Below are 25,131 nucleotides of genomic sequence, written 5' to 3' on the forward strand. Positions count from 1 at the left end.
TTCTCACTTCTTCTCTAAGTTGCCAATTATAACATAATTTTTCATTATTTCAAGAAAAACTTTCCACTGTCCGTTCTGGCTTTCCATGCAGTCAGAATTGTCCCGGTTTCTTGAGGAAATCATCAGGACTTTCAGGTTCGTTATAACTTCGGAACTCGGTTTTTTTGATTCGATAATAATATCGTTTATTTTTTTGTAGAGCTGGAAAATATTTGTTGTTTCAATCTGGATAAGATCCTTTGCCTGCCTGTTTATCTTGTCAACAAGCCCTTTCAGCAGCGACTCGAACGACGTGTCCTTGTGGCTGTCCCTTATAAGCGAAGTGATGTTCGTTTCGTCGAATTCGTTTCCCCGCGTGAATTTGGACTCAAAGGCGGCTATGCGCTCAAGCGACTCATTGCAGGTAAATACACAGGATGAAAATTCAGTCTTATATGCAGGATTGTTGAAAAAGCCTTCTATTACAATGTCATTTAAAAGCGGCTTTACATGGTCTTCGTAGAATATCGATATAAAGTTTTTCAGAAGCTGAAGCGGTGTAATCCATATAAACGAAAACGGCGTGCTCTGCCTAAGCTGAAGGTCAAGATCCTTGCTGTAGCCCTGCACCGGTGCGAGCAGCGAGCTTCCGAAAATCTGCTTTATCTCACTGTTTATAGCGGCATCCTGAAGCTCGCCCTTTAAGCGCGCCTCATCAGTGCGGAATCTGCTTTCAAGATATTCAGCATATTTCTGCCGGGAATTTCCATTGTAAACCGCATGCTCCGGCACAAATTCATAGTTCTTCTTTGCAATTCTTATCATGCATGAAAGAATTTCCTTGGTGAAAATATGCTTTACGATATATTGAATTTTCTTGAAATTTTCCTTGATTTCCTTTTCAGTCTTCTCAGGAACACTGCCGCCGCTTTTCAGCCTTAGAAGGGCAAGCACAGCGTTATACAGCGAATTTGTTATATCCATCCCTGAAATTACAAAATACAGGTCAAGCATTGAATTTTCAAGAATTTCAACAGGAACCGGCTGGAACTCCGGAACGTAGGGTTCTTTTGTGTTGAATCCCTGGTCAAAGAGCCTCAGCGCAGTTATGTAGCTGAATCTGCATATATCATTTAGCTGCCTTGTTTTATTCAGCGTTTCTTCGATTTTTACAAAGGACGGGGAATTAAGCTCCTTTATGACTTTTTCAAGCTGCCTGTGCTCGCTTTCAAAATAGCGTATAGCGGACTGCGCTTCCATTGCTCCCTTTTTGCGGTTTTCATAATCAAGGCTCTCGAGAATCTCGCGGGCTTCGGTGTCAAAGCCTGTAAAAATCAGCTGTTCTTCAAAGTGCCGGCTTGTTTCAAGGTCTGTGGAGCAGAGTGTTTCCGCCAGGATGTCTGTAATCGGGGAGGTGTTTTTAAATAGAACACGAAGAGCTTCCGCAAATTCAGGCTGGACAAGACCGCTTTTGTACAGTCCCGGCGCAAGAGTTCTTAATTCGGATTCAATTTTTCTTACGGCCTGTCTTTGGATGCTTTCCGGAGAAGATGGAGAGAATATAGTTTTAAAAAAATCCGCTAGTATCTGGAAAAGCCCCATATTGCCTTATTTTATGGAGAAACGGGGTTTTGTTCAAGCGATTTGCAAAAACGGAAGCTCTAAAAGCTTATTTTCAATGATTTTTTAGAAGTCTGTTTTTTTTCTGCTTTCTTAAATGAACTGGCTGAAAAGATTTTTGTAGTCCTCAACGGAAACTGCGTTTACAATCTGTTCCCTCAGACGTGAGCCGCCCTTTATGCCTGAGCTGTATGCGCAGAATTTTTTTCTCATGAGCATACATGCAGCTCTTTCGCCGTGTTCAGCAACATTCATTTCAAGCTCGCACATTCCTGCAGAAAGCCGCTCCGCCGGGGTTTCCGCCTGATATTTTCCTTCTGTCAAAAACTGCTTTGTGCGCCTGAATAAAAAAGGATCTCCCATTGCGCCGCGGGCAAACATCACGGCGTCAACTCTGGTCTGTTCCAGCATGAGCTTTGCATCTTCCGGGGTGAATGCATCTCCGCTGCCAAACACTGGAATTCTTCCGGCGACAAATTCAGCAAGCTGCCTCTGGATTTCCCAGTCTGCCTTCCCTGAATAGCCCTGTGCCTTTGTGCGCGCATGGATTGTAATCGCATCTGCCCCGGCCTGCAATGCGGCGTCCGCACATTCTTTCCATGTTATATTGGAAGAATCCCAGCCGCTCCGGATTTTTACAGTTACCGGAACAGCTCCCCTCTGCGGATTACAGGAAGTGTATTCTATAGAAGAATCCTTTACGGCTTTTACTACGGAAAAAAGCCTTTCCGGCTCTTTTGTGAGCATGCTTCCGGCTCCGGTCTTTACTATCTTGGGAACAGGGCATCCTCCATTTATATCTATGCAGTTGCAGTCGGTTTTTTCAAGGACAATTCTGGCTGCCTGCGCCATTGTCTGTGGGTTTCCGCCAAAAATCTGCACGCAGTAAACTTTTTCATTGGGGGCGCGCCTCATAAGAAGCTCTGTTTTTTTGTTGTGCCTTACAAGGGCTTCCGAGGAAACCATTTCCGTGGTGCACAGGGAAGCTCCGTATTCAGTGCAGAGCGAGCGGAATGCCATATCGCTGTAGCCGGCGATGGGCGCAAGAAAAAGATTTCCGTCCAGATGAAGCGAACCGATGTCTACAGGATGATATAGGCTCATTCTTTCGGCAGTCCAAAAACCTTACAGCTGTTGCTCCAGAGCTGCGCAGAAAGGGTTTCTATGTCTGTTTCGAGCATTTCCGCCAAAAAGCGCGCTGTTGAAGGAAGATATGCCGGCATGGTTCTTTTTCGCTCGCGGAATTCAGCGGGAATCATAAACGGACTTTCTGTTTCCAAAAGAATTCTGTCCAGCGGAAGATTCAGGACTGTTTCGTGAAGATTGCGGGCATTTCGGTATGTCAGATTTCCTGCAAAGGAAAAATATACATTCATTCCAGCATCAAGGCAGCGGCGCGCATAAGAGGCATCTTCGCTGTAGCAGTGGAATATAGCTCCTTTTTCAGGCAGTCTGTCCTGGAGAATTTCAAAAATGTCCTTGCCTGCATCGCGGTTGTGGATTATCACAGGAAGGCTGTGCTTCTGCGCAAGCTCCAGCTGTGTTATAAAAAGCTCAATCTGCCGCCGCTTGTCGCCATACTGCTTGAAATAGTCAAGGCCGGTTTCGCCGATTGCCACAACATTCGGCAGGGAAACACTTTCTTCTATTGTTTTTATCCAGTCAGCTCCGGGATTGTTCACTTCAGAAGGGCCGACTCCGACTGCGTGGTAAATGCCTTTCTGGGACTTTAAAAATGCGTATTCCTTTTTAAAATCAAAAATACTGTTGTTTATGCTTATAATCCTTGAAACACCGGCTTGTTTTGCCTGCTGAATAACACTTATTTGACGTATAGGATCGTCATAAATCAACCCTATATGGGCATGAGTATCAAAAAATTGCATGGCTGTTCCTTTAAAAAAAGAAATAATCAACACTGAGTAAATTACCCAGTGTTTCCTTTAGAAAGACTTTTCCAGAAAAACTGGAAAATTTCAGGAGAACTCCAAAAACTCACCCGCAATGATTTTTTTCGAGGTTCCCTTAATATTTTTTAACTAATCATCCGATATATTTATAATAGAATATCATAGGAATGTCTTGAAGTCAAATGTATTTTGGGAAAGCCTGCCTGCGCTTTTCCGCGGTACCTGTTTGACAGTATTACAGCCCTTTGGTATACTGTTTCGTCAGTAGTTATAAAGAGTTACCTTGAAAAACAGAAGTTTTCGGGGTTTGTTAATTGATGGAAAAAGACTGTCAAAAAAGAGAAATGCCGGCTTGATTTTATCAGCGGACAGTCTTTGCGCAGCGCAGATATCTGATTTGTTTTATCTGCACGGGCAGGAAGCTATTTTCAGGAACCGGCGGATGGCTGTAGTTCCCTTGATTTTACGGAGATTTTTGTGGCGCACTCTCGCAAGTATAAGAGATTGGAAAAAAATATAGTTTCCCGTATTATGCACGGCTTCAGGCTTTTTTTTGCTTCTGCGGGAAGATTCTGCGCTGATGTCGTAAAATTCTTTGACGGAAAACTTACACTTATGATTGTTCCCCATTCACAGGGAAGAGTTTTCAGCGTGCAGACAAATGTCTTTGCGCTTACAATGGGGCTGGTCATTGCAATTGGAATAACAGGCTCGTTTGTTTATTTCAACCAGAAAAATGCGGCATCCGGCCTTGAAATTTCCAGGCTCCGTGATGAAAACAGGGAAACCCTTGCAAGCCTTGATGAGCTCAGGGACGAAAACAACAATCTGCTTCAGACTGCAAAGAAATTTCAGTCCACGCTCAGCCAGTCGCTTTCGCTCCTTGGAATAAACCAGAACACAGGCATTTCAAAGTCAGCCGGCAGAAATTCAGACCTTTCATCGCTTTTTGACACGCAGGACATAACTTCCGGCTCTTTAAAGGAAACTTCTGATATAAAGCAGCTCACGGCTTATCTTGAAAGCGCAGTTCGTCCTGTTGAGCAGATTGGAAAAATGCTTGAAAACCAGGGCGCGCTTTTTTCTGACATTCCGAATGTATGGCCTGTGAAAAACGGAATCGGACATATTTCAATGGAATTCGGTCAGAATATTCATCCTATAACACAGCAGTGGTACATACACAAAGGACTTGATTTCAGCACATGGCGGCAGGGCGACCCGGTAATAGCGACAGCGAACGGCCAGGTTGTTACAGTCGCATACGATGACAGTTTTGGTCTGAACGTCATAATAAAGCACAAGCATGGAATTTATACACGCTATGCCCACCTTGGAACAACACGCGTAAAGAAAGGCGACATGGTTGCACAGCGGCAGATGATTGGAACAATCGGAAATACTGGAATCACCACAGGTCCGCACCTTCACTATGAAGTTCACATAGGCTCTGACGTAGTGGATCCTGCAAAATACATCAATGTAAAATAATATGGCAGTTTTCAACGACAATATTTCCATTAATACTATTCTTGGGGCTGGCTCATCGGTAAAGGGAGATGTCAGCATAAACGGCTTTGCAAGAATTGACGGCGATATAGATGGAAACATAGAAGCTTCCGGCAATGTCATTGTGGGCGAGCAGGCGCGCATACGCGGAAATATAAAGGCAAAGTCGGTGACGGTTATCGGCGGAATTGTGCTGGGCGACATTGTTTCCCCTGACTTTGTAAAGCTGCTTTCTTCAAGTGTAATAATCGGGGACATTCAGACACACAGGCTCATTGCGGAGGAAGATGTAATAGTGCACGGACACTGCGTTTCACTTTCTGAATCCGAGGAATTCAACGCCGCTGTTTCGCGCCAGGAAAATCTGAAGGCTATATCCTCAATGTCCATAAGGATTTAAAATGGAAGTTGACGGCACATCCGCAGGGCTTTATTTTTCGGCCGTGAATTCCGCAGCTGTTCAGGCGCAAAAGACCTTTGGCGAAACCAGGACACAGAAAACAGACAAGACACGGCGGAAGATTTTTTCCAGCGCAATGGAAAAGGCAAAGGAAGAATTCGAACTGCAGAAAGACGGTTTTCCAAGGGAAATTGCGGGGCTTGACACCGAGGAGGCCGCCATTTACCTGAAAGACCAGGCTGACATGGCCGCTGACAGGCTCAAGGAAACGCAGACCCCGGAAGAATTCGCAAATTACAGAAAAAAAATCCAGCAGTTTCTAAAATACATTGAAAAAAACAACTTTGAGGTAAAAAAGCGCGAGCGCAGGGGTTTTTCAAAAAAAGGAAAGCCGCTTGAGCCGCAGTTCAAGATTGTCGCCATAAACGAAAAGCTTGACGAGATGGCAAGGTGGCTTTTAAACTCGCACCGGGAAACCCTTGGAATGCTTTCGCGCATAAATGAAATAAGCGGTCTGCTTGTTGACCTTATGGCTTCCTAGGCGGACGCTGGCTGGCATTTGAAGTTCAGTTTTTTAATGTTGGCCCATGTTTCCCTAGACTTTTTGCCGTCATAACTGATAAACTAAGGAACACTCTAAAAATCACCAAAAGCGGGCTTGAAAGTTCCCTGGTGGAATTGCCCCATTTAGAAAACTCGGAAGACTGAAGTTTTTTTGAGATAGCTAAAAACAGACCGGAGATTTTATGTCTGATATTTTTGAAAATGATATATATGAAGAAAACGAGGATCTTTCTTCGCTTGAGGATGCGCAGGATTCTGAAAGCGCGGAGCCGGGTAATTTTGTTTTTCCAAAGGAGCTGTACAAGCTCAAGCTGGCTTATTCATTTGAAGGAATTTACGCGACCGCTCCCGAGGGAATAAAGTTTTCCAGCGGCGACAAGGTTATTGTGCCTACACGATACGGACTTGACCTTGCTGAAAACATGGGGCTTTCCCAGACTCCAATAGGAATAAAGCCGTCTGACATTGTGCAGATTGAGCGGAAGGCCGGCAAAGAGGAGCTTGAAAAAGCAAAGTCGCTTGAAGAAACAGAAAAATCCGCCTTCAATATTTTCCGCGAAAAAGTCGCCCATCATCATCTTGACATGAAGCTTATCTCCGTGCATTTCCTTGTGGGCGAGCAGAAGGCCCTGTTCTTTTTTTCAAGTGAAAACCGCGTTGACTTTAGGGAGCTTGTAAAGGACTTGGTTTCCATATTCAAAATGCGCATTGAGCTAAGGCAGATCGGTGTGCGCGATGAATGTCGGATTACAGGAGGACTTGGTGTCTGCGGCCGTCCGTACTGCTGCAACTGTGTAAGCGACAAGCTGCGCCCTGTGAGCATAAAGATGGCAAAGGAGCAGAACCTGAGCCTGAATTCCATGAAAATCAGCGGTCAATGCGGCCGTCTTCTGTGCTGTCTGAGCTACGAATATGACTGGTATTCCGAGGCGCGCAAAAGGCTTCCCAACGAGGGCATAAGGCTCTTCTATGACGACACGAATTTCAGGGTGATTGAAGTGAACCCCATAACTTCCATGGTCAAGATGCTGGGAGAAGACGGACGCGTTATAGAAGTGAACGCAAAGCGCTTTGTCCGTGACGGCGGAAGATGGAAAATAGACGGCTAGCATACGGCTGTCACCTGAACAAACCAACATTCTGTTATTTACTCTTAGCATGATTTTCTGCATGTAAAATTCAAGCCTGAAGTATATTTTTTCCGCAGAACCCTGCATTTTTTTTATTTTTCCGCAAATAAATTCAGAGAAGTCATTCTATTGCGGAGGAACTATGAAAGAGGAACACGGGCTTTCTCCTGCTGAAAAGTGGGAGAGGGCTACACTGGCGGACAACTTTATATTCTGCTGGGTCATGTCGAGCAACCCGGATCTGTGCAGGGAGGTGCTGGAGCTGCTGCTTGGAATCAGCATAGAAAGGATTGAGACGCCGGAGCCGGAGAGGGCGTTCAAGGCAGACCACTGGTCCAAGGGAGTGCGCTTTGATGTATATGTGCGCGATGGAACAGGGCGGTGCTTTGACATCGAAATCCAGACCACAAACAGGACGAACCTTGCCAAGAGGGCGCGGTACTATCAGGGGCTGATGGATGTGGATAGTCTGTCATCCGGGACGGACTATAGCAGCCTGAATGAGAGCTATGTTATTTTCCTGTGCATGGAGGACGCATTCGGGGCGGGACTTCCGGTCTACGAGTTTCAGCAGACGTGCAGGCAGAATCCCGGAATTAAGTTCAGCGACGGAACGCACAAAGTCTTTTTCAATGCGTCGGAATATGATAAAATGCCCACAGACAGCCTTAGGGAGTTCTTCAAATTCCTGAACGGGAAGAAGGCTGACTCGGAACTGGCCGGACTTCTCGAGAAGAAGGTGAGCCTGGCAAAGGCGAATGCGCAGTGGAGGCATACGTATATGACATGGGAAATGGAGATGAAGGTTCGCTCAAGGGAGCTTGCCGAGGACATGGCGCAAGATATAGCACAAGACATAGCTAAAGATATGGCACAGGGCATGGCTAAAGATATGGCTCAGGAGCTTGCCAAGGATATGGCACAAGGCATTGCAAAAAATATGGCGGAAGATATGGCCAGGGACATGGCAAAGGAAGAGTTCGGAGGAATGCTTGCCAATATGCTTAGAGAGAATGTTCCTGCCGGGGACATTGCAAGGTGGTCAGGGCTTTCTTTGGATGAGGTGGAGGCTCTCCGGGCAAAATATTGCAACAGCTGAGCCTGTTACGGGGAATTTCTTTTGCGGAAGATTCGGCTTTTTCTATTACCGGGAAACGTTTCATGTTTCGGGAAAAGTGGTTCGCATTAAAGATTTTTGGGGTTTGTTCCGATAATTATCAGTGTATAACTACAAACTGGCAAACGCTCAAAAGGTTACAAAAAAAATATTGACTTATGAGTGTGTCTGTTGTAGAATATATTTGGATACCGTATGGTATCTTAAAAAATAAGGAGGCTAAGAGATGAAAAAAACTCTTATTGCGGTTGCAGCTGCTGCCGCTCTTACAGCAACATCTGCATTCGCAGAAATCACATTTGGAATGTGGAATAGAGCAATTCTTGTTCCAGTAGCAAATGATGGAGAAGATTTCAAGGCAGGTCTTACACAGTCTTGGGGTGATGCGCCACGTACAGCAGGACTCGGTGTAACTGGTGTTTCTGAGGATCAAACAGCTGGCTTTACTTTTGAAATTCGTGATCAGCCGGGCGAAGGCAAATTTGCTCTTGGCGATAGAAGCGTTCTCTGGGTTAAGCCAATCGAACAGGTGAAGCTCAGCCTTGGACGTTTTGATGACGGCGACAACGGATTCCGCGAAGGTTCCGCAGGTTTCGGCTCATGGAATATGCTGAGAAGCTCAGCAACAACCGACCTTTTCTTCAACGGCGATAATGGAATTATGAATGGAAAAGCAGGTGACGGTTTCATGGTAGAAGCTACTCCTGTTGAAGGCTTCAAGGCTATGGTCAATGTTCCATTCATTGTTTATGGACCGGACAAGGATGATGACGGAAATAATAAAACTCATTATGTTTCAGATGCATACGATGTATACCGCAAAACACAGTTTGGTGTAGCTTATACAGCAGCTGACGTTGGAACATTAAAAGTTTTGTGGCAGAATGATCCAAAAGAAGATTCTGCGGACAAAAAGAGAAACGGTTCTCTTGGCGTTGCGTTCAACCTCAGCGCAGTAGAAAACCTGAACTTGAGCGTCGGTACAAAATTTGATTTTGTTGATAAGGAATTTGATCTTGGAGAAAATGAAGGTGCAAAGGCAAATCTCTTCTACATTGCCCTGAACGCAGCCTACAAGGTTTCTGATGCACTTACAGTTTCTCTTGCCGGCGGATTCAAGATGTACAAGGAATCTGACTTTGACCCAAGATGGGGAATCGGAGCTGGTGTTGATTACCTTATCACAGACGGACTTACAGCTATTGCTGATGTGCGCTACATGAGCGAAGAAAAGCTTGACGGCACTAAGTTGACAGATGATGCGCTTTCATTTGCAGTCGGAGCAAAAAAATCCATTGGCAACAATGCATCTATCACAGCTGCATTTGAAGGAATTACAAACGGACATGGATTTAAGGGGATTGCTGCCGGTGTAGATGACAAGGGCAAAACACATGACGGATTTATGTGGTGTGTTCCTGTAGTATTTGATCTTTCACTGTAATTCTGCACATAAAACTTCTTTTCTAGTAATGCATGGCGTCCTCCAAAACGGAGGACGTTTTCTTTTTTATGAGCGAACCCAGCACAAAATGAACACTTGCCTGCATCCGGGAAATCCCCTCCTCCTCGCAAATCAGAGAACAGCAGACCTCCGAAGAACTGAAAAATTCTCGGCGTGAATTCACTAAAAACACGGCGTGTTTTAAAAAATTCACGCCGTGTTTTTAAAAAAGTACGCCGTGTTTTTTTTATTTTTACCGTCATTTCAATTTCTACCATCAGTCCTATTTTCTACTGTCATTCTGTATTTTTACCGTCATTTTAATTTCTACTGTCATTCTGTATTTTTACCATCAGTCCAATTTTTTACTGTCATTCCGAACTTGTTTCGGAATCTATGTACTGTTACAGCACAGATGCTGAAACGAGTTCAGCATGACGAGGGGAAAAATGCCGCATGACGGGCACTGTCATACACTGTCATTCCGAACTTGTTTCGGAATCTATGCACTGTTACAGCACAGATGCTGAAACGAGTTCAGCATGACAATACTTTCTGAACAAGTTCAGCATGACAATAGTTTTATGAATAATTCAGTACGACAATACTTTCTGAACAATTCAACATGGCAGACTTTTAAAACAAAAAAGCCTCCCGGAGGGGAGGCTTTGCTGTTGCCATCATTTGGGGCAGTTCTGCAAAGCAAAACTGCCGTATCAGGTCAAGCGGGTTTTCAAAGAAAACCCACAGCATTCGCACTACGCGCGATTGCTTAGAACCAAACGCTGATAGATACAGGGATTGCCCAAACGAATTCGTCGCCGTCGCCAGTAACATCTTTTTCAGATGGGTCATATCCAGCAACAAGACCAGTCTTATCGCCTGCTGCAAGACCACAGCCATTTGTTGCACCCTGGAATCCGATTCCGAGAGAGCCGTTGCTTGATACAGACTTGTTAAGTCCAACGAGGAAGCTTACAGCGCCATCATCGCCATCCTTTCCGTATCCGATGCTCATGTAGCGAACATCAGCAACTGCGTTGAGTCCGTCCATAAGAGCATAGTCAACACCAGCACCTACGAAGAACTTGTTGTCCTTGAGGTCGTCTTCTTTTCCAACGCAGTCATCCTGATACTGGATATATCCGCCGTCAACAGAAACCTTGAACTGCTCTGTAACCTGGTAAGAAGCGCCTGCTGTGAAAGCCATCTTGATGTACTTTGCTCCATCTTCATAATCCTTGTCTGCAATTCCGAATCTTGCGCCTACTGTTACATAGAGGTTCTCAACAGCTGTGAGGTCGAATGCAATTCCGATCTGTCCTGTTGTCACTGTATCATCGTTGTCTACAGCATCTGTTGAATCAACTGCATCCCATGATGGCAGTGTGGCTTTTTCAGTGTTCAGCTCCCTGTCGCCATCATCGTTGGTATAGTTAGCCCAACCATAAGTTGTCTTTTCATCAGCTTTCTTGTTTTTCTTGAAGTCGCCGATGTACTGTGCCTTGAACTTACCAACACCTTCAATAGCATAGCCGAAACCAACCTGGATGTTCTTGTATACATCCTCAGCCTTCTGGTAGCTTGCAGACATAGGAATAACAGCAAATGCATGAAGTCCCTCAATCGGATCAGCCTCGATCATCAAGCCTTTTCTCCAGATTCCGTCGAATGTAAGACCTTCGCCGTCATATCCCCAGTTGAAAGGGCGGATCCAGTTCCATGAACCGTAGCAGAAGTCACCGCGGAGTCCGTTTTCTGCGCCGTCTAATTTACCAAAGGAAACTTTAACCTGGTCAACTGGTTTTACCCAGAGGTATGCATTATCACCCTGGTCAAGGCCGTTTTCAAAGTCATTGTAGACACCCATTACAAAACCGGCTTTTCCGTCCTCAGAAACGCCGTTCACATTGATACGGGCTGTGCGTGCGCCCCATCCCCATGAGTTCTCCATTCCAGCTACAGTTTCCTCACCTGTAGAAGCGATTGGTGAACCAAGAACACGAAGCCATGCACCAAATGTGATTTCTGCGAATGCAGATGTTGCTGTAAGAGCGGCAGCAGCTGCAACCGCAATAAGAGTTTTTTTCATCTCTTAGCCTCCTTATATAAAAAGGAGCAGCCAAGGGAATCTTTGATAAGAAAATCTATAAAAAATACTAAAGAAAAAAAATCACTTTCCGAAATTCAATGTATAGGGTGGTAAGCCCAAAGCAGGGGAAGCAGGCAGGGGCTGCTTGCTTATAACTCCAGTATCTTTTGATCATAGGAGATAAATTATGGTTATCAATCACAACATGAGTGCAATGTTTGCACAGCGTTCACAGGGCTTGACGGACTTGAACAACCAGAAGAATATGGAAAAACTTTCTTCTGGAATGAAAATCAACCGCGCCGGTGATGATGCTTCAGGACTTGCTGTTTCAGAAAAAATGAGATCACAGATCCGCGGTCTGAACCAGGCATCTACAAACGCAAAGAACGGAATTTCGTTCATCCAGACAACAGAAGGATACCTCCAGGAAACAGAGGATATCATTCAGCGCATCCGCGAGCTTGCTGTTCAGTCTTCAAACGGAATCTACACAGACGAAGACCGCATGCAGATTCAGGTTGAAGTTTCTTCACTCATCGCTGAAGTTGACCGCATCGCTTCATGCGCACAGTTCAACGGCATGAACATGCTCACAGGACGCTTTGCTCGCCCGACAGGTGAAAACAGCGTTACAGCTTCTATGTGGCTCCACATCGGTGCAAACATGGATCAGCGCACACAGGTATACATCGGAACAATGAGCGCAGCTGCTCTTGGACTCCGCGCAGTAGGCACAGAGGAAATCATGACTCTTGAAAGCCCGGATGAAGCAAACCGCGCAATCGGAACTTTGGACGAAGCTATCAAAAAGATCAACAAGCAGCGCGCTGACCTCGGTGCATACCAGAACCGCCTTGAAAAGACAGTTGTTGGTCTTGACATCGGCGCAGAAAACCTCCAGGCATCTGAGAGCCGCATCCGCGACACAGACATGGCAAAGGAAATGGTTGACTTCACAAAGAACCAGGTTCTTTCTCAGGCTGGAACTGCAATGCTTGCTCAGGCAAACCAGAGCTCACAGCAGGTTCTTTCTCTGCTCCAGTAGAGAATGTAACTCTAAAATGCAGAAAGCTCCCCGAACGGGGAGCTTTTTTTTGTCCGGGCTTTATTCAATTTCTTCAAGCCCAACGTTGTCTATGGAAACAGTGTGCGGCGATGTTCATACAGAATGTATTTTTTCAGCCGGGAAACAGGCCGCCCCGAAAAAAACAATATTCTTCCAGAGCAGCGCGATTTTTATTTTTCCTTCATTGTGAAGACGCCGTCCCATTTTTCTCCGGAACCGTACTTCAAGAAATAGCTGCAACGCTTCATGAACACATCAGATGACATATCCTGCGGAAAACATTCCTTGGCGGTCTTGAACAGCTGGTAGGCCTTTTTAAAATCCTCGGGGTCTTTCTTTTCGTCAGGAAAATCCCTTCCCCTCAGATACCATTCTATTCCCTCGTTGAAAATTCCGGCGGCCTCTATCTGCTTTTCAGGCATTTCATTTTTCAGCCCGAGAATACAGTGAATCTGAACAGGGTGCTCTATGTTCACAACCCTTACAAAGTCGAATTTACGGGCAACCAAAAGCCCCGCGTTCTTGCCCTTGTCGGCTTCTGTCCAGGTGCTGTCCGAGCACATAATCCATGAATTGTAGACTTTGTTTGTTCCTTCAAGGCGCGAAGCAAGGTTCACGTTGTTGCCCATAATCGTGTAGTTGAGCTTCTTTTTGGTTCCCATGTTTCCGACAACCATGTTTCCTGTGTTTATTCCCACACGGGAATTCAGGTAGAACGGCTCTCCTGTAGACGGATTTATCGGAAGAAGCTCCCGGTTTTCCTCATTGTAGCGGGCTTCAGCCTGAAGCATTCTGATTCCGGCAAGACAGGCGTGGAATGCATTTTCCTCATCGTCAACAGGCGCGCCGAAGAATGAAACAATCTCGTCTCCCACGTACTTGTCGATTGTTCCGTGGCAGTCCATTATCGCATCGCTCAAGTCGCCCAGGTAGCCGTTCAGAATGGAAACAAGCCGCTCCGCTCCCCTGCTCTCCCCTTCTTCATTGTTGATGGCCTCTGTAAATCCGGAGAAAGTTTTTACATCTGAAAAAAGAGCCGTGATATTCCGGCTGTTTCCGCCGAGCTTTGCGTTTTCAGGATTCTTGATAATCTCGTCAACGACCGCAGGAGCTACATACGCGCTGAATGTAGACTGGAGGAATTTCTTGTCTGAATTTATCGCATGGAAATTTATTATGATTCCCATAAAGTAATTCAAGAAGCAGAACAAAAATGAAGCCGTGAACGGAACATAAACATTGAACTGAATCATGAGAACATAAAACATTCCAGCCGGAACAACAACGTACAGGAATCTCGCAAGGTTCTTTTTTCCCGTTGTCAGGTTCAGGGTAATCCGCATAGTGAGCAAGATGAAAACAAAGCAGAACAAAAGTCCGCAGTATGGATTTTCCTCGCGTATGAATTTTCCCTGAAGAATTGTATTTATGACATTGGCGTGAAGTCCCAGGTTTGCGTACTGGCGCGAAAAAGGAGTTACACCCAAATCAGTGCTGGAAGTTGCGGAGTTTCCGATAATACAGAAGGCGCCTTCCATGCTTCCCTTCAGAATTTCAAAATCCCTCAGATAAAGCTCCACGCTTTCCTTAAGATCCATGACAGCGGAAATCTGCTCCGCGCCCGGAACAAGCGCAAACGAATCCGTGAATTCCTTGAGCGTCGCAAAAAATTCCGCGCGGGCAGAAAAATACTCGTCGTAATCCTGCTCGGAAAGTCCGCCCCTTATTGCGTTTCCATCTTTGTCAAAGCCGCGGCACTTGAACAAAAGCGCCTTCTTTTTTTCAGAAAGAGTTTCGTATTCGCCCTCAAAGTATTCCGAATTCAAAATATATTCAGCATCCTCTTCGGAAAGCAGCGACAGATCCGCTCTTTTTGTTTCAGCGAGTTTTTCAATTACCAGCTTTTCGGCAAGGTCAAGGTTGTAAAGAAGATATGCCGGAACATGGCGGAAACTTTCCTCGTAGCCTTCATGCAGCCAGTTTATCATCATGCAGCCGTTTTTATCCACCGGAATTGAAATGTCAAACCGAGTTTCGCTTTCAGGATATTTCAGGCCGTGAAGAACAACCGCATTGCTGCTCCTTTCGATTGACTGTATATCAAGAAGCTTTACAAGCGGCGCAAAGGAAAGCTGCCCGACATATTTTCCGTCCAGAAAACTCAAAAGCTCAATCCTGCGCCTGATTCCGTCCCTGTCCACGATGACATTTGTAAAGCCGATGCCCTGCGCACGGGAAAGAATTTTATGCAGCGCCGGCGTGAATCCAAGCTTGCGGTTTCCTCCATCTCCTGCGCATAGGATATTTCCTTTCTGAACGAGATTCTTGTTGTCCGTGACATTTGAAAAAAGGAACCGGTCTTTTGCGTAGCTGTCGCCGTACTCATCTTCTCTGCGTGAAATATGGCGCATGTTGGCAGTCAGGGAAGTGTTTCCAAAAAACTGAACGCAGCGGGCAAAGTAATCATCATAATCAAGCTCAAAGTCCGATGTGATATCCTTTTGCATTTCGTAAAGAATTCCGTCTATTTCATCTGAAACAAGGCTGCTCTTGTACGACTGCACATTTTCTGCATTGACCGCGCCGCTTTCAATTTCCCTGGCAAACCCTGAAATTGAATCTGAAATAGCGGATTCGCCTTCAATGAAAGCCTTGTTTATTGTGTTGCCCAGGTTTTCGTTTACACCCTTCGAGGACGGCGAAATATACTCAATATCAAATACCGCCTGCTTGGAGCCGAATTCCTTCATGCGGATAAGCGTATTGCCAAGAATATCGCGTGTCCACGGCCATGAACCGATTCGTCCCAAAGACTCGTCATCAATATCCACAATGACAATGTCCGAATCCGCCTCTATTCCCTTTTTGATTTTCAGCATTGAATCATAAAGCCTGTAATCAATTTTCTGAAAAAGCCCGGTCTGCAAAGTAAGCGCAACCAAAGCAGCAAGAAACACTACAACAAGAATTTCGGACTTTTCCTTTAAAAATTCTTTGAATTTATTTTTGATAACCATGACAAAAACTATATCATACAGTATAATTTCTTGTAAATTGAAACATTTATTAAATGTATTCTACAGGCTTAAAAAAAGTCAGATTGAGAGGATTATATGAAATTTTTCACTTCATTTTTTCTGCTTGCATTTTTTTCTGTTGCAGCAATATTTTCACAGTCTTCGCAAATGATGGAAAAAACCGTGTACATGGAAAAAGTATCTTATGGAACCGCTGCCTATTTTACAGCATCTGCGCTGGGATGGATTTCAGACAATGCGACTGAGCAGGAAGCTCTTGAAGCATGGAAGCAGAAGGAAGTTCGGCCGGGCATTGCAGGACTGGGCACAGAGATTTCCGCAGATGACCCGATTGATTTTGAGCACCTCGCCTGGCTTTGCGCTTTTACCTGGGACATTCCGGAAAGCTTGATGATGAAGGTGTTCCACTCTCCGCGCTATGCATTCAAGCAGCTTCGCGCCTGCAAAATAATTCCGGCTTCGTTTGACCCGAAAAGAATTCCCACAGGAAGGGAATTTTTGAATATAATCACAGACTGCGTTGACATCTACGAATTGAAGGAATTCTAAGGGGATGCTGATTGCTCCAAAGCTTAGTCAGCATTTTTATAAAACTCCAGGAAGGTAAAAAATATGAATCTTAAGAAAACGGGACTGATTTTTCTTTTTGCAGCGGTTGTTTCCGCCGGGGCTTTTTCATCGGAAATCAGTTTTTTTCTAGGAAACAACAGCGACCTGAAATTCAACGGCAAGGAATATGACGAGCCTGTGCTGGAACAAAGCAATGCTTTTTCCACAGTTGCAAAGATTCCATTAAACAGCAGCGGCTTTACTTCTCTTTTAATGGAAGCCAGTATCAGTCATACTTATGATAAAATTTTCGGCGACAACTCTGACAGCGAAAGCGAATTCACAGCAGACTTAAACCGCTTTGTTCTTTCTTCTGTTATAAACTGCGGTGACGGAAAATTGTACCTGAATGCAGGGCGGACATTCTTTGCGGATTTGACAGGCCTTGTTCTTGTGCAGTCGCTTGACGGGGCTTCAATAAAATTTTCCTCGCCGTTTTTCGCTGTCAATGCCTTTGGAGGATATACAGGGCTTTTGAACGAAAGGAATATTTCCATTCTGGGAAGCGACGGTTTTGTTTATGAGCCTGATGACGAAAATGATTTTTATGATTTTTGCGCTCCGTATATCATCGGCGGAATGTGTATAAATGCACCGTATCTTATTTTCAACCAGACTATTTCGATTGAAGGTTTTGGCGCGTGGAACACCGAAGGGCCGGCTGACTCTCCGGATGATGACGACAACCGCTTCTATGGAACTTTAAAGATTGACGGAGCTCTTTCGTCAAACTTGTTTTATTCATTAAGCGGCACAGCCTACACAACTGATTTTTCTGACTTCGCACTACTTGGAAAAGCCGAGCTTGCGTTGTTCCCGGAATTCAAGTCATCTTCGCTTATGTTTTCGGCCTCTTACGCTTCAGGGGACTCAGGCAGCCTTGTTCCATTTGTCGGCATAACAAAAACAACGGCCTGTTTTTCAAACGACGAGCCAGCTTATTCTGGAATTGCAAAAGCAGGACTTTCAGGCTCAATATTCCCTGTTGAAAAGCTTTGTCTTGGATTGGGCGGAGATGTTTTGTTTCGTGACAATGAAAGCGACTTTGAATACTACGGAATGCAAGTATTTGGAAACGCACAGTATAAGCTGTATTCCGACCTCAAATTGTCATTTTCATTAACCCATTTTGAGGGAGACGAAAAATATTCCAGCAGAACTCAGGCTGTAGTTAATGCTGTTATTTCATTCTAGGCAATCTCAAAAAACTAAAGTTTTTTGGGGTTTCCATAAAAAAATGCAGCTTTATTGTTAATAAGGCTTGCGCAACGAGTCAAATATTTTTATTTGTATTACGGGAGGTTTTTATGAAATCATGCTTGAAGTTAACTTTTGTGATGGTATTTGCAGCGCTTTCTGTTTTTTCGGCAAGCGCACTGGAAGCAAAATTTGTTTCTACTTCCGGCAAAGTCGAAATTTTTGAAGGCGGAATGTGGGTCGCGGTTAAAAACGGCGACATCATAGAAGACAAGGGAGCGGTTGTTTCAACTGGATTCAAATCAGAGGCTGTTATTTCTGTAAAGGGAACAAACTTTACACTGGGACCTCTGACAAGAATTACAATAGAAGACATGACTGCAATGGAAAACAAGGATTCTACCAAAATTTACATAGACTCTGGCTCTCTCAAGGCAAGCGTTTCACCGTCAGAGGGAAGAAAAGTAGGCTTTAAAGTCCGCTCTGCTGTTGCAACGGCTTCTGTAAGAGGAACTGAATTCAAAATAACATCTTCCGGCCGCCTTTCTGTTACCGAGGGTCTTGTAAGTTTCGGAGCCCCGGAAGCTTCATCCGCTGAAGTTTCCCAGAAAAAAGAAGAGTCATCTGGCTTGCAGGAAAATGACATAGCGGAATCAGAATCAGAGACAGCAGGGACAGAAGCAGACATCGTAAAGGAAAAATCAACAACCTTTACAGCCTCTTCAGAAGTAGGAGATAAAGGCGGAGTGCCTGTTTTCGCAGGACAAACCAGCCAGTCCGATCCAACTTCCTTTGCGCCTACAAGCCCCTATAACGAAAAGAGCAACAGTGCGGACACAAACAGATTCGCCAGTGATTCAATGGGAATGAACTCAATAAATACAATAGCAAGCGCAGCTCCTATTCCAGGTGCAAAAACAGGTGCAGGAAATACACCAGGCTCCATTGCTATTGCAATTTCATGGGGGGACTGATTTTTTGGAAATGCTAAGTTTCTGATTTCACACAAAAACATCCCCGCTTGTCTGCGGGGATGTTTATTTTTTAAAGTGCAAAAGCCGCGAAATTTCAGTTTTTCAAGGCAACCTTAAAGCAACTTGCTAAAATTTTCCATCTGCATTATATATTATATCAGAAGGAATTAGAGTCAATTCAGAAAGGCTTCTGCAAAGCATATCCGGACATCCGGAAACAGCTGTAAAAAAAATACGCAAAAGCAATTCAAAGCTAATAAAACACTTAATGCTCCTGATGGATTTTCCATGGAGCAGCATCTGGAATTTTTAAGATGAAATTAAAAAAGAAAACCGTATATGCAGGAACAATACTTCTGCTTGCCCTTGCGCTTTTTTTTACAGGCTGCAAGGAAAAAACACGCACTGCTGCAAAAACCAACTCGGATTATATCATTGAAATTCAGCCGCGCGAAACTTCTCAAAATGTCCAGCGAAAATCCCTGTGGACAAATGAAGAAGGCGTTGTGTGCGTGTTTTTTGGCTACGGATTCAATATTCCTGAATTTACAGAAAACGCGCTTAATTCCCTGGAAAAAAAATTCGGGCTGGCTGAAAACGGCGGACTGATTCTTCCTGTGATTTTTCCAGATGACCTGCATGGCAGAATTTCAACTCTGCGGGATATACTTGAAAAAAACAGGGTGCGCGGGGTTGTGCTTCTTGGCGCGCCGGAAAACACGCACATTCCGCTTGCAAAAATAAAGGAAGACTGGAACGGAAATTTGCCTTTCAATGTTTTTTCACTTTTTCCGCAGGATGATGTTCTGGGACAGGAATTCACCTGCAACTTTGTGATTGACTATGAATTCAACGAGGGAATACAGTTCGGGGATGCTTCAGTTCAGGGCGAATGGAAAGATGCGCTGGAGCTTTTCATGTCCGCGGTTGAATACGCCTCGCTTTTGCCTTTTTCTCTTCCACTGGACAGCGAGCTGTATTTTCATGTCCAGTCAATCGCGGCAAAAAGGAAAATCGCACGCTATGTTGACAGCGAAACCGGAATTCAGTCACGGAACCACTTTATAATTTTAAATTCGGCGGAATAAATTGAATACACTTTTGCAAGACGAATCTCTGATTATTGGAAGCCAGGAAGAAATACAAAAACTGAAAAAAAAAGAAGCTGCCAAACTGCTCGTTGTTTCAGACTCGCACGGTTCGTACCAGAGCCTGCTTTTTGCTTTAAGGCAGTTCGGGGCTGTAAGCGATGCCCTTGTTTTCTGCGGCGATGGAATTTGCGATATCGCGCACCTTGTGTCGGATGCGGTTGAACAGCCGGAAATACAAGCGATTATTCCGCCTGTAATCGGCGTTGCGGAAGGAAACAATGATGCGGATTTGTATCCTGTAAGAAATGTCCTTTCCGACAATCCGTACTATGTTGAGCTGAAAATTCCGGTTTTCAATGTGCTTGAAACCTGCGGACAGAGAATTTTCTTTACACACGGACACAAAAATTCTCTGTATCTTGGAACAGCGGGAATTACTTACGCAGCAAAGGAAAACAACTGCACCATTGCGCTTTACGGACATACACACATTGCCTGCGGAAAACAGCGTGAAGGAATTTTCACCGTGAATCCAGGAAGCTGCTATAAACCGCGCGCAGGACAAAGACCGTCTTGTGCAGTCCTGGAGCTGAAAAAAAACAGCGAGCCTGCATGCATTTTCTATGAAATTTCAGCGGCTGGCTGCAAGCCTTTTTTTCCTGAGAGGACTTTATAAAAATGCCGCTGCTTGAACTGAAAAATGTCTGCTATTCCTATCCCCTTTCCGGCAAAGCTGCGCTTGAAGACATTTGCTTTTCTGTAAACAAGGGCGACTATATCGCAGTCCTCGGACTCAACGGCTCGGGAAAAAGCACACTGGCAAGGCTCATAGCAGGATTTTTTGAGCCTTCGTCAGGCAAAATTCTCAGGGAAAAGGAAATGCTGCCCGGAATAGTTTTTCAGCAGCCAAAGGAACAGGTGGTAGCCGGAATTGTTGAGCGGGACACAGCCTTTGGACCGCAGAATCTGAACATGACGGAAGCAGAGATTGAGCTTCGGACAATAGAATGTCTTTCGGTTGTTTCGCTTGCAGACAGGGCAATGGACAGAACCTGCGAACTGTCACTCGGACAGACACAGCGGCTTGCGTTCAGCGGAATTCTTGCGCTTTTCCCTGACCTTCTGATTTTAGACGAAGCCACCGCCATGCTTGACCCGGATTCAAAAAGCCAGCTTATAGAATTCGTAAATGCCTGGAACTGCAAGGGACACACTGTTATAACCGTAACCCACGATTTGGACGAAGCACTTTGCGCTCAAAGAATTCTGGTGATGGACAGGGGGCAGATAGCATTTGACGGAACTCCGCGGCAATTCAAGGAAAGCAGAACTTCCTTTGAAAAAATTTTCGGCGAAAGCGCAGAATACACATCATTTAAAGATTCCTCTGTGAAAAAAAATACATCCGCAGAAACAGTTCTAAAGGCAGACCGGCTGTCTTTTTCATACGGAGAGCGCACAGTGTTCCAAGACATTTCTTTTGAGCTGAAAAAGGGAACACTGACAGCTCTTACCGGTCCAAGCGGCTGCGGAAAATCCACGCTTTTTGAATGCCTGGCAGGGCTTAAAAAATTTCAGGGCGGAAAAATATATGCCATGTCACGGCCTGTGCTCGGGCTACAGGAAAGCGAAGCCGCGCTGTTTGAACCTTATGCCGCCGATGATGTTGCCTTCGGGCCAAAAAACAGAAATATCAGCGGAAAAAAACTGCTGGAGCGCGTAAAAAATTCCATGGAGCTAGCAGGACTGGACTACCGCGATTTTGGAAACGCTCCCGTGCACTCTCTGAGCGGCGGAGAAAAACGCAAGCTTTCCGTTGCAGGACTTATTGCGCTCGACAGCGACATTCTGATTTTTGATGAGCCGACAGCAGGACTTGATCCGCTTTCAAGGAAAAAACTGCTTGCCTCTTTTAGAACACTGGCAGAAAGCGGAAAAACAGTTTTGTTCAGCACCCACCGCCTTCAGGAAGCAGAGGCCGCCGATGTCCAGATACAATGGGAAAATCTTTCTTCCAAAAGCAAAATAACTAATGCATCCGAGGAAAGCAGCCTGCCAGAAATGAAGCCGCTTGAAAATTCCGCGCTCCTTGAAAAACTCTCAAAAGCCGCATCAGTTTTTTCAGCGCCGGGGAAAATTCCTGAATCCCCTGTAACAAGACTTTCCGCCGGAAAAAAGACAGCTTTGTTTGCAATTCTGTTTTTCAGTTCAATTCTGCTTCCATTTCCTGTCTGCGCTGGAATGATACTTGTAAACATAGGCTATGCGCTCCTTTCAAAATGTCCGCTTAAAAACACTTTCAGAATAGCGGCTAAGCTTCTTCCGTGGATAATATTGTTTTCTCTGCTGGGAATTATCCTCTTTCCTGTCTACGAAGGCGACACTGTGCTTTTTTCATGGCATGCAATTACTGTCACAAGGACAAAGCTTTTTCTATTCGCAGGCTCGTTTATACATTCACTCTGCGCCGTTTCAGCAATCGGAACTTTCTTCTTTATCATGGACGAGAGGCAGGCGATGGACGGAATTTCAGATATTCTGAAACCATTGAAGCTGATTCATTTTCCTGTCCGATGCGCAGTCCTTATTGTAGGAATTGTTTTCAGGTTTATACCATTGCTTTTAGATGAATTTTCGGGCATTATAAAAACACAGATTATCCGCGGAGCATTTGGAAGCGCAAGGGGAATAAAAAAAATAAAGGCAATCATACCGGTTTTTGTTCCGCTTGTTCTTCAGACAATCCGGAAAGCCCGGTGTTTGGCAGATGCCCTTACCGCACGATATTTCAAATGAATTTTTTTGGAGATAATATGTTTACTATGAAAATGCTGGTGGCTTTTATTGCATTTTTGATGTATGCGCTTGTAATTATGTTTCAGAATAGAAAAGTTATGTTTTCATCAGGCGCGGCGGTTTTAATAATAATTCTGGCTGCAATTTTTCCCGGCATGATTTTTCCGCTGCCGCAGGATATAGTTGCGCTGGAAGGCTGGCTTCCAACCAGAATATACCCGTTTTACCATTCCGCTGTTGAAATCATAAACTGGAATGTCATCATGATTTACCTTGGCAGCATGATTATCGCTTCGCTTTTTATATACTCAAAAGTTCCTGTAAAAATCGCAGACAGCATTGTAAACAAGAGCCGCAACACATGCTTTGCAATGGTCGCCATTCTTGCAATGACAGGAATAATTTCAATTTTTGTTGAAAACGTTGCGACTGTTCTTGTGATGGCTCCAATCGGACTTGCGCTCTGCTCAAAGCTGAAAATGAATCCAACGTTCTTTATGATGGGGCTTGCCGTCATGAGCAACCTTGAGGGAACTGCGACCTTGGTGGGAGATCCGCCGTCAATGATTTTTGCAAGCTACGCCGGCTACAGTTTCAACGACTTCTTTTTCTATTCAGGAAAGCCGTCTATATTTTTTATAATACAGATTGGAATGATTGCAGGCTGCGCGTTTTTTTATTTCTTTTTTGCAAAAAACAAAAATGAGAAAATTCTTGTTGAGAGCGAAAAGATTATATCATGGTTTCCGTTCTGCTGCCTTTTAATGATGATTCTGGGGCTTGCGGCGGTTTCATTTATAAATTCACGCTTTGAATACCTGAGCGGAACTCTGGTTATTTCAATAGGCATCATAGGACTTTTGTGGTTCAAATTTTCCCAGAAAAAAAGCGATGCTGAAATTTCAAAGCTCATAAAGGAACTTGACTGGGAAACTATTTTCTTTTTGATTGGAATTTTTATTGTAATCGGAGCAATAAAAGAAACGGGTCTTTTAAAGAATCTTGCAGCACTGCTTGTAAGCATTACAGGCGGCTCCAAATTTGCGGGCTTTATTATCATTCTGCTTGTTTCAATCGCAATAAGCGGCTTTGTTGACAACGTTCCATACATAATCGCGATGCTTCCTGTAACAGGCGCAATGGCCGAAAGCATGGAAACTGCCCCTGAGCTGTTTATGTTCGCACTGCTTGTGGGAAGCTGTCTGGGCGGAAATTTAACTCCGTTCGGAGCAAGCGCAAACATCGTTGCCATGGGAATTTTGAAAAAAGAAAACTATCCGATGAAATTTTCCGGCTGGATAAAAATAGGCGTTCCGTTCACGCTCATCACAACTGCCGCAGCCTCTGTGTTCCTGTGGCTTGTCTGGGCATAAAAAAAGGAAGCACTGGCAAACCGTTTAATGGCAGGTCAGCGCTTCCTTGAATTTCTTCATAAAACTTTTCAGAAAAATCTATGCCGAAACAGATACAACAGCGCCTGCCTCCGGCATAAGACCAGCAAAACCATATAATGACTGTCCCTGTGCGCTTGAGGAAATTGCGTTTTTTATCTGCTGCTGACAGCTTTTTATAAGCTCTTCCTTTTGCTCCTCGGAAAGACCGGAAGCTTCGCTTTCTGAAACAACAGGCTTCTGCTTCATGGAAACAAGCTGAGAAATAAGAGTATTTAAAATGCTCAGGCGGTTTATAGGAACTCCGCGCTGTCCGTGCTGTGTCGCTGTTCCGTGCACGTAGTCAAAGTGTGAATATATGACTGCGCTCGGCTTTACAGGAACACACAAAGAGCCTGATGAATTAGAGAAAAATGTTTTATAAGATGCCGCATTTAGGCTGATTCCATTTGAATACATACATCTACCCTCAAATTTCCACAGTTTTATTATCGGTATCTTATAAAAAAAGTTTAAGGGAACGTTCTCTTACACTATGAATTTTTTCCGCGGCAGCAGTTTCCGCAGCCTGTTACAATCACGTGCTTTTTTCCTTCAGCCTTGTTAAAAAGCCGGGCAACAAGATGTCCATCGCCCAGCGGAATTTCTTTATGGCAGACAGGACAGGTTCTTTTTAGACCAGGCTCAACTGAAGGGTAGCAATGCGGACATCCGTTTATTGTGCAAAGCTGATCAGGAACATTCATCGGTCTGTAAACCCGGCTGACCAGATCTTCACCCGGAAGAAGCAGCGAGCCGCAAACGGGGCAGGAAACCAGAAGCCCTTTTTTCTGCGCATTTTCACGGCGCACATTTTTGGCTTTCATTTTTGCATCTTCAATTCCCGAGGAAAAGTGTTTTATATAAAAATTCAAAAGAAAAACTATGAACGCAAACGCCGCAGCGGCAATAAAATAAATCAGCATTTTGGTATTATAGACAGTAAAAAAGTTTATGGGAACCTCTAAAAATTTATTTTCAGTGATTTTTGCAGCTCGTTTTATCAGGCTATGTCTGTAAGCAGTGCTGCTCTCAAAGGTTTCCGTGATGGAAGCGGCATAAAGGAGGAGTTTAAGTTCTTATCTGATTTAACTGTTCATTATAAACATCTTATTTAATTCTTCATGAGAATTCCCGGAACGTCAATAAAAAAACAGCTCTT

22 protein-coding genes are annotated in these 25,131 nt (G+C 44.5%); 15 read left to right on the top strand and 7 right to left on the bottom strand.

The features are described 5' to 3' along the window. Positions 1-3: 3 nt before the first annotated feature. The 3 genes from ACI4L0_RS09440 to ACI4L0_RS09450 all read right to left on the bottom strand — a co-directional run bounded on the left by ACI4L0_RS09440 (position 4) and on the right by ACI4L0_RS09450 (position 3,485). Complete coding sequence (locus tag ACI4L0_RS09440; protein WP_439799921.1) at positions 4-1,581, bottom strand: DUF5312 family protein; 1,578 nt, start codon at positions 1,579-1,581, stop codon at positions 4-6. Between the two features lie 111 nt (positions 1,582-1,692). Beyond that, a complete protein-coding gene (gene dusB / locus ACI4L0_RS09445; RefSeq protein WP_439799922.1) occupies positions 1,693-2,703 on the bottom strand; it encodes a tRNA dihydrouridine synthase DusB in 1,011 nt (336 codons plus the stop codon). Beyond that, entirely contained in the window at positions 2,700-3,485 is a 786-nt protein-coding gene (locus ACI4L0_RS09450) for a TatD family hydrolase (protein ID WP_439799923.1), read from the bottom strand. The genes dusB and ACI4L0_RS09450 overlap by 4 nt, the downstream gene beginning before the upstream one ends. Positions 3,486-3,986: 501 nt before the next feature. Here ACI4L0_RS09450 and ACI4L0_RS09455 point away from each other — a divergent pair. The 7 genes from ACI4L0_RS09455 to ACI4L0_RS09485 all read left to right on the top strand — a co-directional run bounded on the left by ACI4L0_RS09455 (position 3,987) and on the right by ACI4L0_RS09485 (position 10,449). Next, positions 3,987-5,000, top strand: coding sequence for a M23 family metallopeptidase (locus ACI4L0_RS09455; RefSeq protein WP_439799924.1), 1,014 nt, complete (start codon positions 3,987-3,989; stop codon positions 4,998-5,000). A gap of 1 nt (position 5,001) precedes the next feature. Continuing rightward, complete coding sequence (locus tag ACI4L0_RS09460) at positions 5,002-5,418, top strand: bactofilin family protein (RefSeq protein WP_439799925.1); 417 nt, start codon at positions 5,002-5,004, stop codon at positions 5,416-5,418. Position 5,419: 1 nt separating this feature from the next. Continuing rightward, positions 5,420-5,959 (top strand): YaaR family protein, encoded by a 540-nt coding sequence (locus ACI4L0_RS09465; RefSeq protein WP_439799926.1) that lies wholly within the window; start codon positions 5,420-5,422, stop codon positions 5,957-5,959. Between the two features lie 205 nt (positions 5,960-6,164). Next, the gene (locus ACI4L0_RS09470) at positions 6,165-7,091 is read left to right on the top strand and encodes a PSP1 domain-containing protein (protein ID WP_439799927.1); all 927 of its coding nucleotides are present in this window, start codon (positions 6,165-6,167) and stop codon (positions 7,089-7,091) included. Between the two features lie 163 nt (positions 7,092-7,254). Next, positions 7,255-8,211: an Rpn family recombination-promoting nuclease/putative transposase gene (locus tag ACI4L0_RS09475; RefSeq protein ID WP_439799928.1), complete on the top strand. Its 957-nt coding sequence runs from the start codon at positions 7,255-7,257 to the stop codon at positions 8,209-8,211. A gap of 244 nt (positions 8,212-8,455) precedes the next feature. Next, the gene (locus ACI4L0_RS09480; protein ID WP_439799929.1) at positions 8,456-9,673 is read left to right on the top strand and encodes a hypothetical protein; all 1,218 of its coding nucleotides are present in this window, start codon (positions 8,456-8,458) and stop codon (positions 9,671-9,673) included. A 542-nt stretch (positions 9,674-10,215) separates the two neighbouring features. Next, positions 10,216-10,449: a hypothetical protein gene (locus tag ACI4L0_RS09485; protein ID WP_439799930.1), complete on the top strand. Its 234-nt coding sequence runs from the start codon at positions 10,216-10,218 to the stop codon at positions 10,447-10,449. Here ACI4L0_RS09485 and ACI4L0_RS09490 read toward each other — a convergent pair. Further along, entirely contained in the window at positions 10,446-11,765 is a 1,320-nt protein-coding gene (locus ACI4L0_RS09490; RefSeq protein ID WP_439799931.1) for an outer membrane beta-barrel protein, read from the bottom strand. The genes ACI4L0_RS09485 and ACI4L0_RS09490 overlap by 4 nt on opposite strands. 187 nt (positions 11,766-11,952) lie before the next feature. On the opposite strand from ACI4L0_RS09490, the gene ACI4L0_RS09495 reads away from it, so the two are divergent. After that, a complete protein-coding gene (locus tag ACI4L0_RS09495) occupies positions 11,953-12,813 on the top strand; it encodes a flagellin N-terminal helical domain-containing protein (protein ID WP_439799932.1) in 861 nt (286 codons plus the stop codon). A gap of 191 nt (positions 12,814-13,004) precedes the next feature. Here the strand turns inward: ACI4L0_RS09495 and ACI4L0_RS09500 are convergent, their stop codons facing one another. Beyond that, positions 13,005-15,851 carry a CHASE2 domain-containing protein gene (locus ACI4L0_RS09500; RefSeq protein ID WP_439799933.1) on the bottom strand — a complete coding sequence of 949 codons (2,847 nt, stop codon included), beginning with the start codon at positions 15,849-15,851 and terminating at the stop codon, positions 13,005-13,007. A gap of 96 nt (positions 15,852-15,947) precedes the next feature. Between ACI4L0_RS09500 and ACI4L0_RS09505 the strand changes: the two genes are divergently transcribed. The 7 genes from ACI4L0_RS09505 (at position 15,948) to ACI4L0_RS09535 (ending at position 23,912) form a co-directional block, all read left to right on the top strand. Then, positions 15,948-16,421, top strand: coding sequence for a hypothetical protein (locus tag ACI4L0_RS09505; protein ID WP_439799934.1), 474 nt, complete (start codon positions 15,948-15,950; stop codon positions 16,419-16,421). A 63-nt stretch (positions 16,422-16,484) separates the two neighbouring features. Then, positions 16,485-17,675: a hypothetical protein gene (locus ACI4L0_RS09510; RefSeq protein ID WP_439799935.1), complete on the top strand. Its 1,191-nt coding sequence runs from the start codon at positions 16,485-16,487 to the stop codon at positions 17,673-17,675. Between the two features lie 113 nt (positions 17,676-17,788). Further along, positions 17,789-18,652 carry a FecR family protein gene (locus ACI4L0_RS09515; RefSeq protein WP_439799936.1) on the top strand — a complete coding sequence of 288 codons (864 nt, stop codon included), beginning with the start codon at positions 17,789-17,791 and terminating at the stop codon, positions 18,650-18,652. Positions 18,653-18,966: 314 nt separating this feature from the next. After that, entirely contained in the window at positions 18,967-19,740 is a 774-nt protein-coding gene (locus tag ACI4L0_RS09520) for a hypothetical protein (protein ID WP_439799937.1), read from the top strand. Between the two features lies 1 nt (position 19,741). Further along, on the top strand, positions 19,742-20,419 hold the full coding sequence (locus tag ACI4L0_RS09525) for a YfcE family phosphodiesterase (RefSeq protein WP_439799938.1): 678 nt from the start codon (positions 19,742-19,744) through the stop codon (positions 20,417-20,419). A 2-nt stretch (positions 20,420-20,421) separates the two neighbouring features. Continuing rightward, positions 20,422-22,539: an energy-coupling factor transporter ATPase gene (locus ACI4L0_RS09530; protein WP_439799939.1), complete on the top strand. Its 2,118-nt coding sequence runs from the start codon at positions 20,422-20,424 to the stop codon at positions 22,537-22,539. Positions 22,540-22,556: 17 nt separating this feature from the next. Then, entirely contained in the window at positions 22,557-23,912 is a 1,356-nt protein-coding gene (locus ACI4L0_RS09535) for an SLC13 family permease (protein WP_439799940.1), read from the top strand. Between the two features lie 78 nt (positions 23,913-23,990). On the opposite strand, the gene ACI4L0_RS09540 is transcribed toward ACI4L0_RS09535, so the two are convergent. Then, entirely contained in the window at positions 23,991-24,389 is a 399-nt protein-coding gene (locus tag ACI4L0_RS09540) for a hypothetical protein (RefSeq protein WP_439799941.1), read from the bottom strand. Positions 24,390-24,463: 74 nt separating this feature from the next. Further along, positions 24,464-24,895, bottom strand: coding sequence for a hypothetical protein (locus ACI4L0_RS09545; RefSeq protein WP_439799942.1), 432 nt, complete (start codon positions 24,893-24,895; stop codon positions 24,464-24,466). Positions 24,896-25,131: the final 236 nt, after the last annotated feature.

Origin of the sequence: Treponema sp. (assembly GCF_051883275.1) — a bacterium.
GTDB lineage: Bacteria > Spirochaetota > Spirochaetia > Treponematales > Treponemataceae > Treponema_D.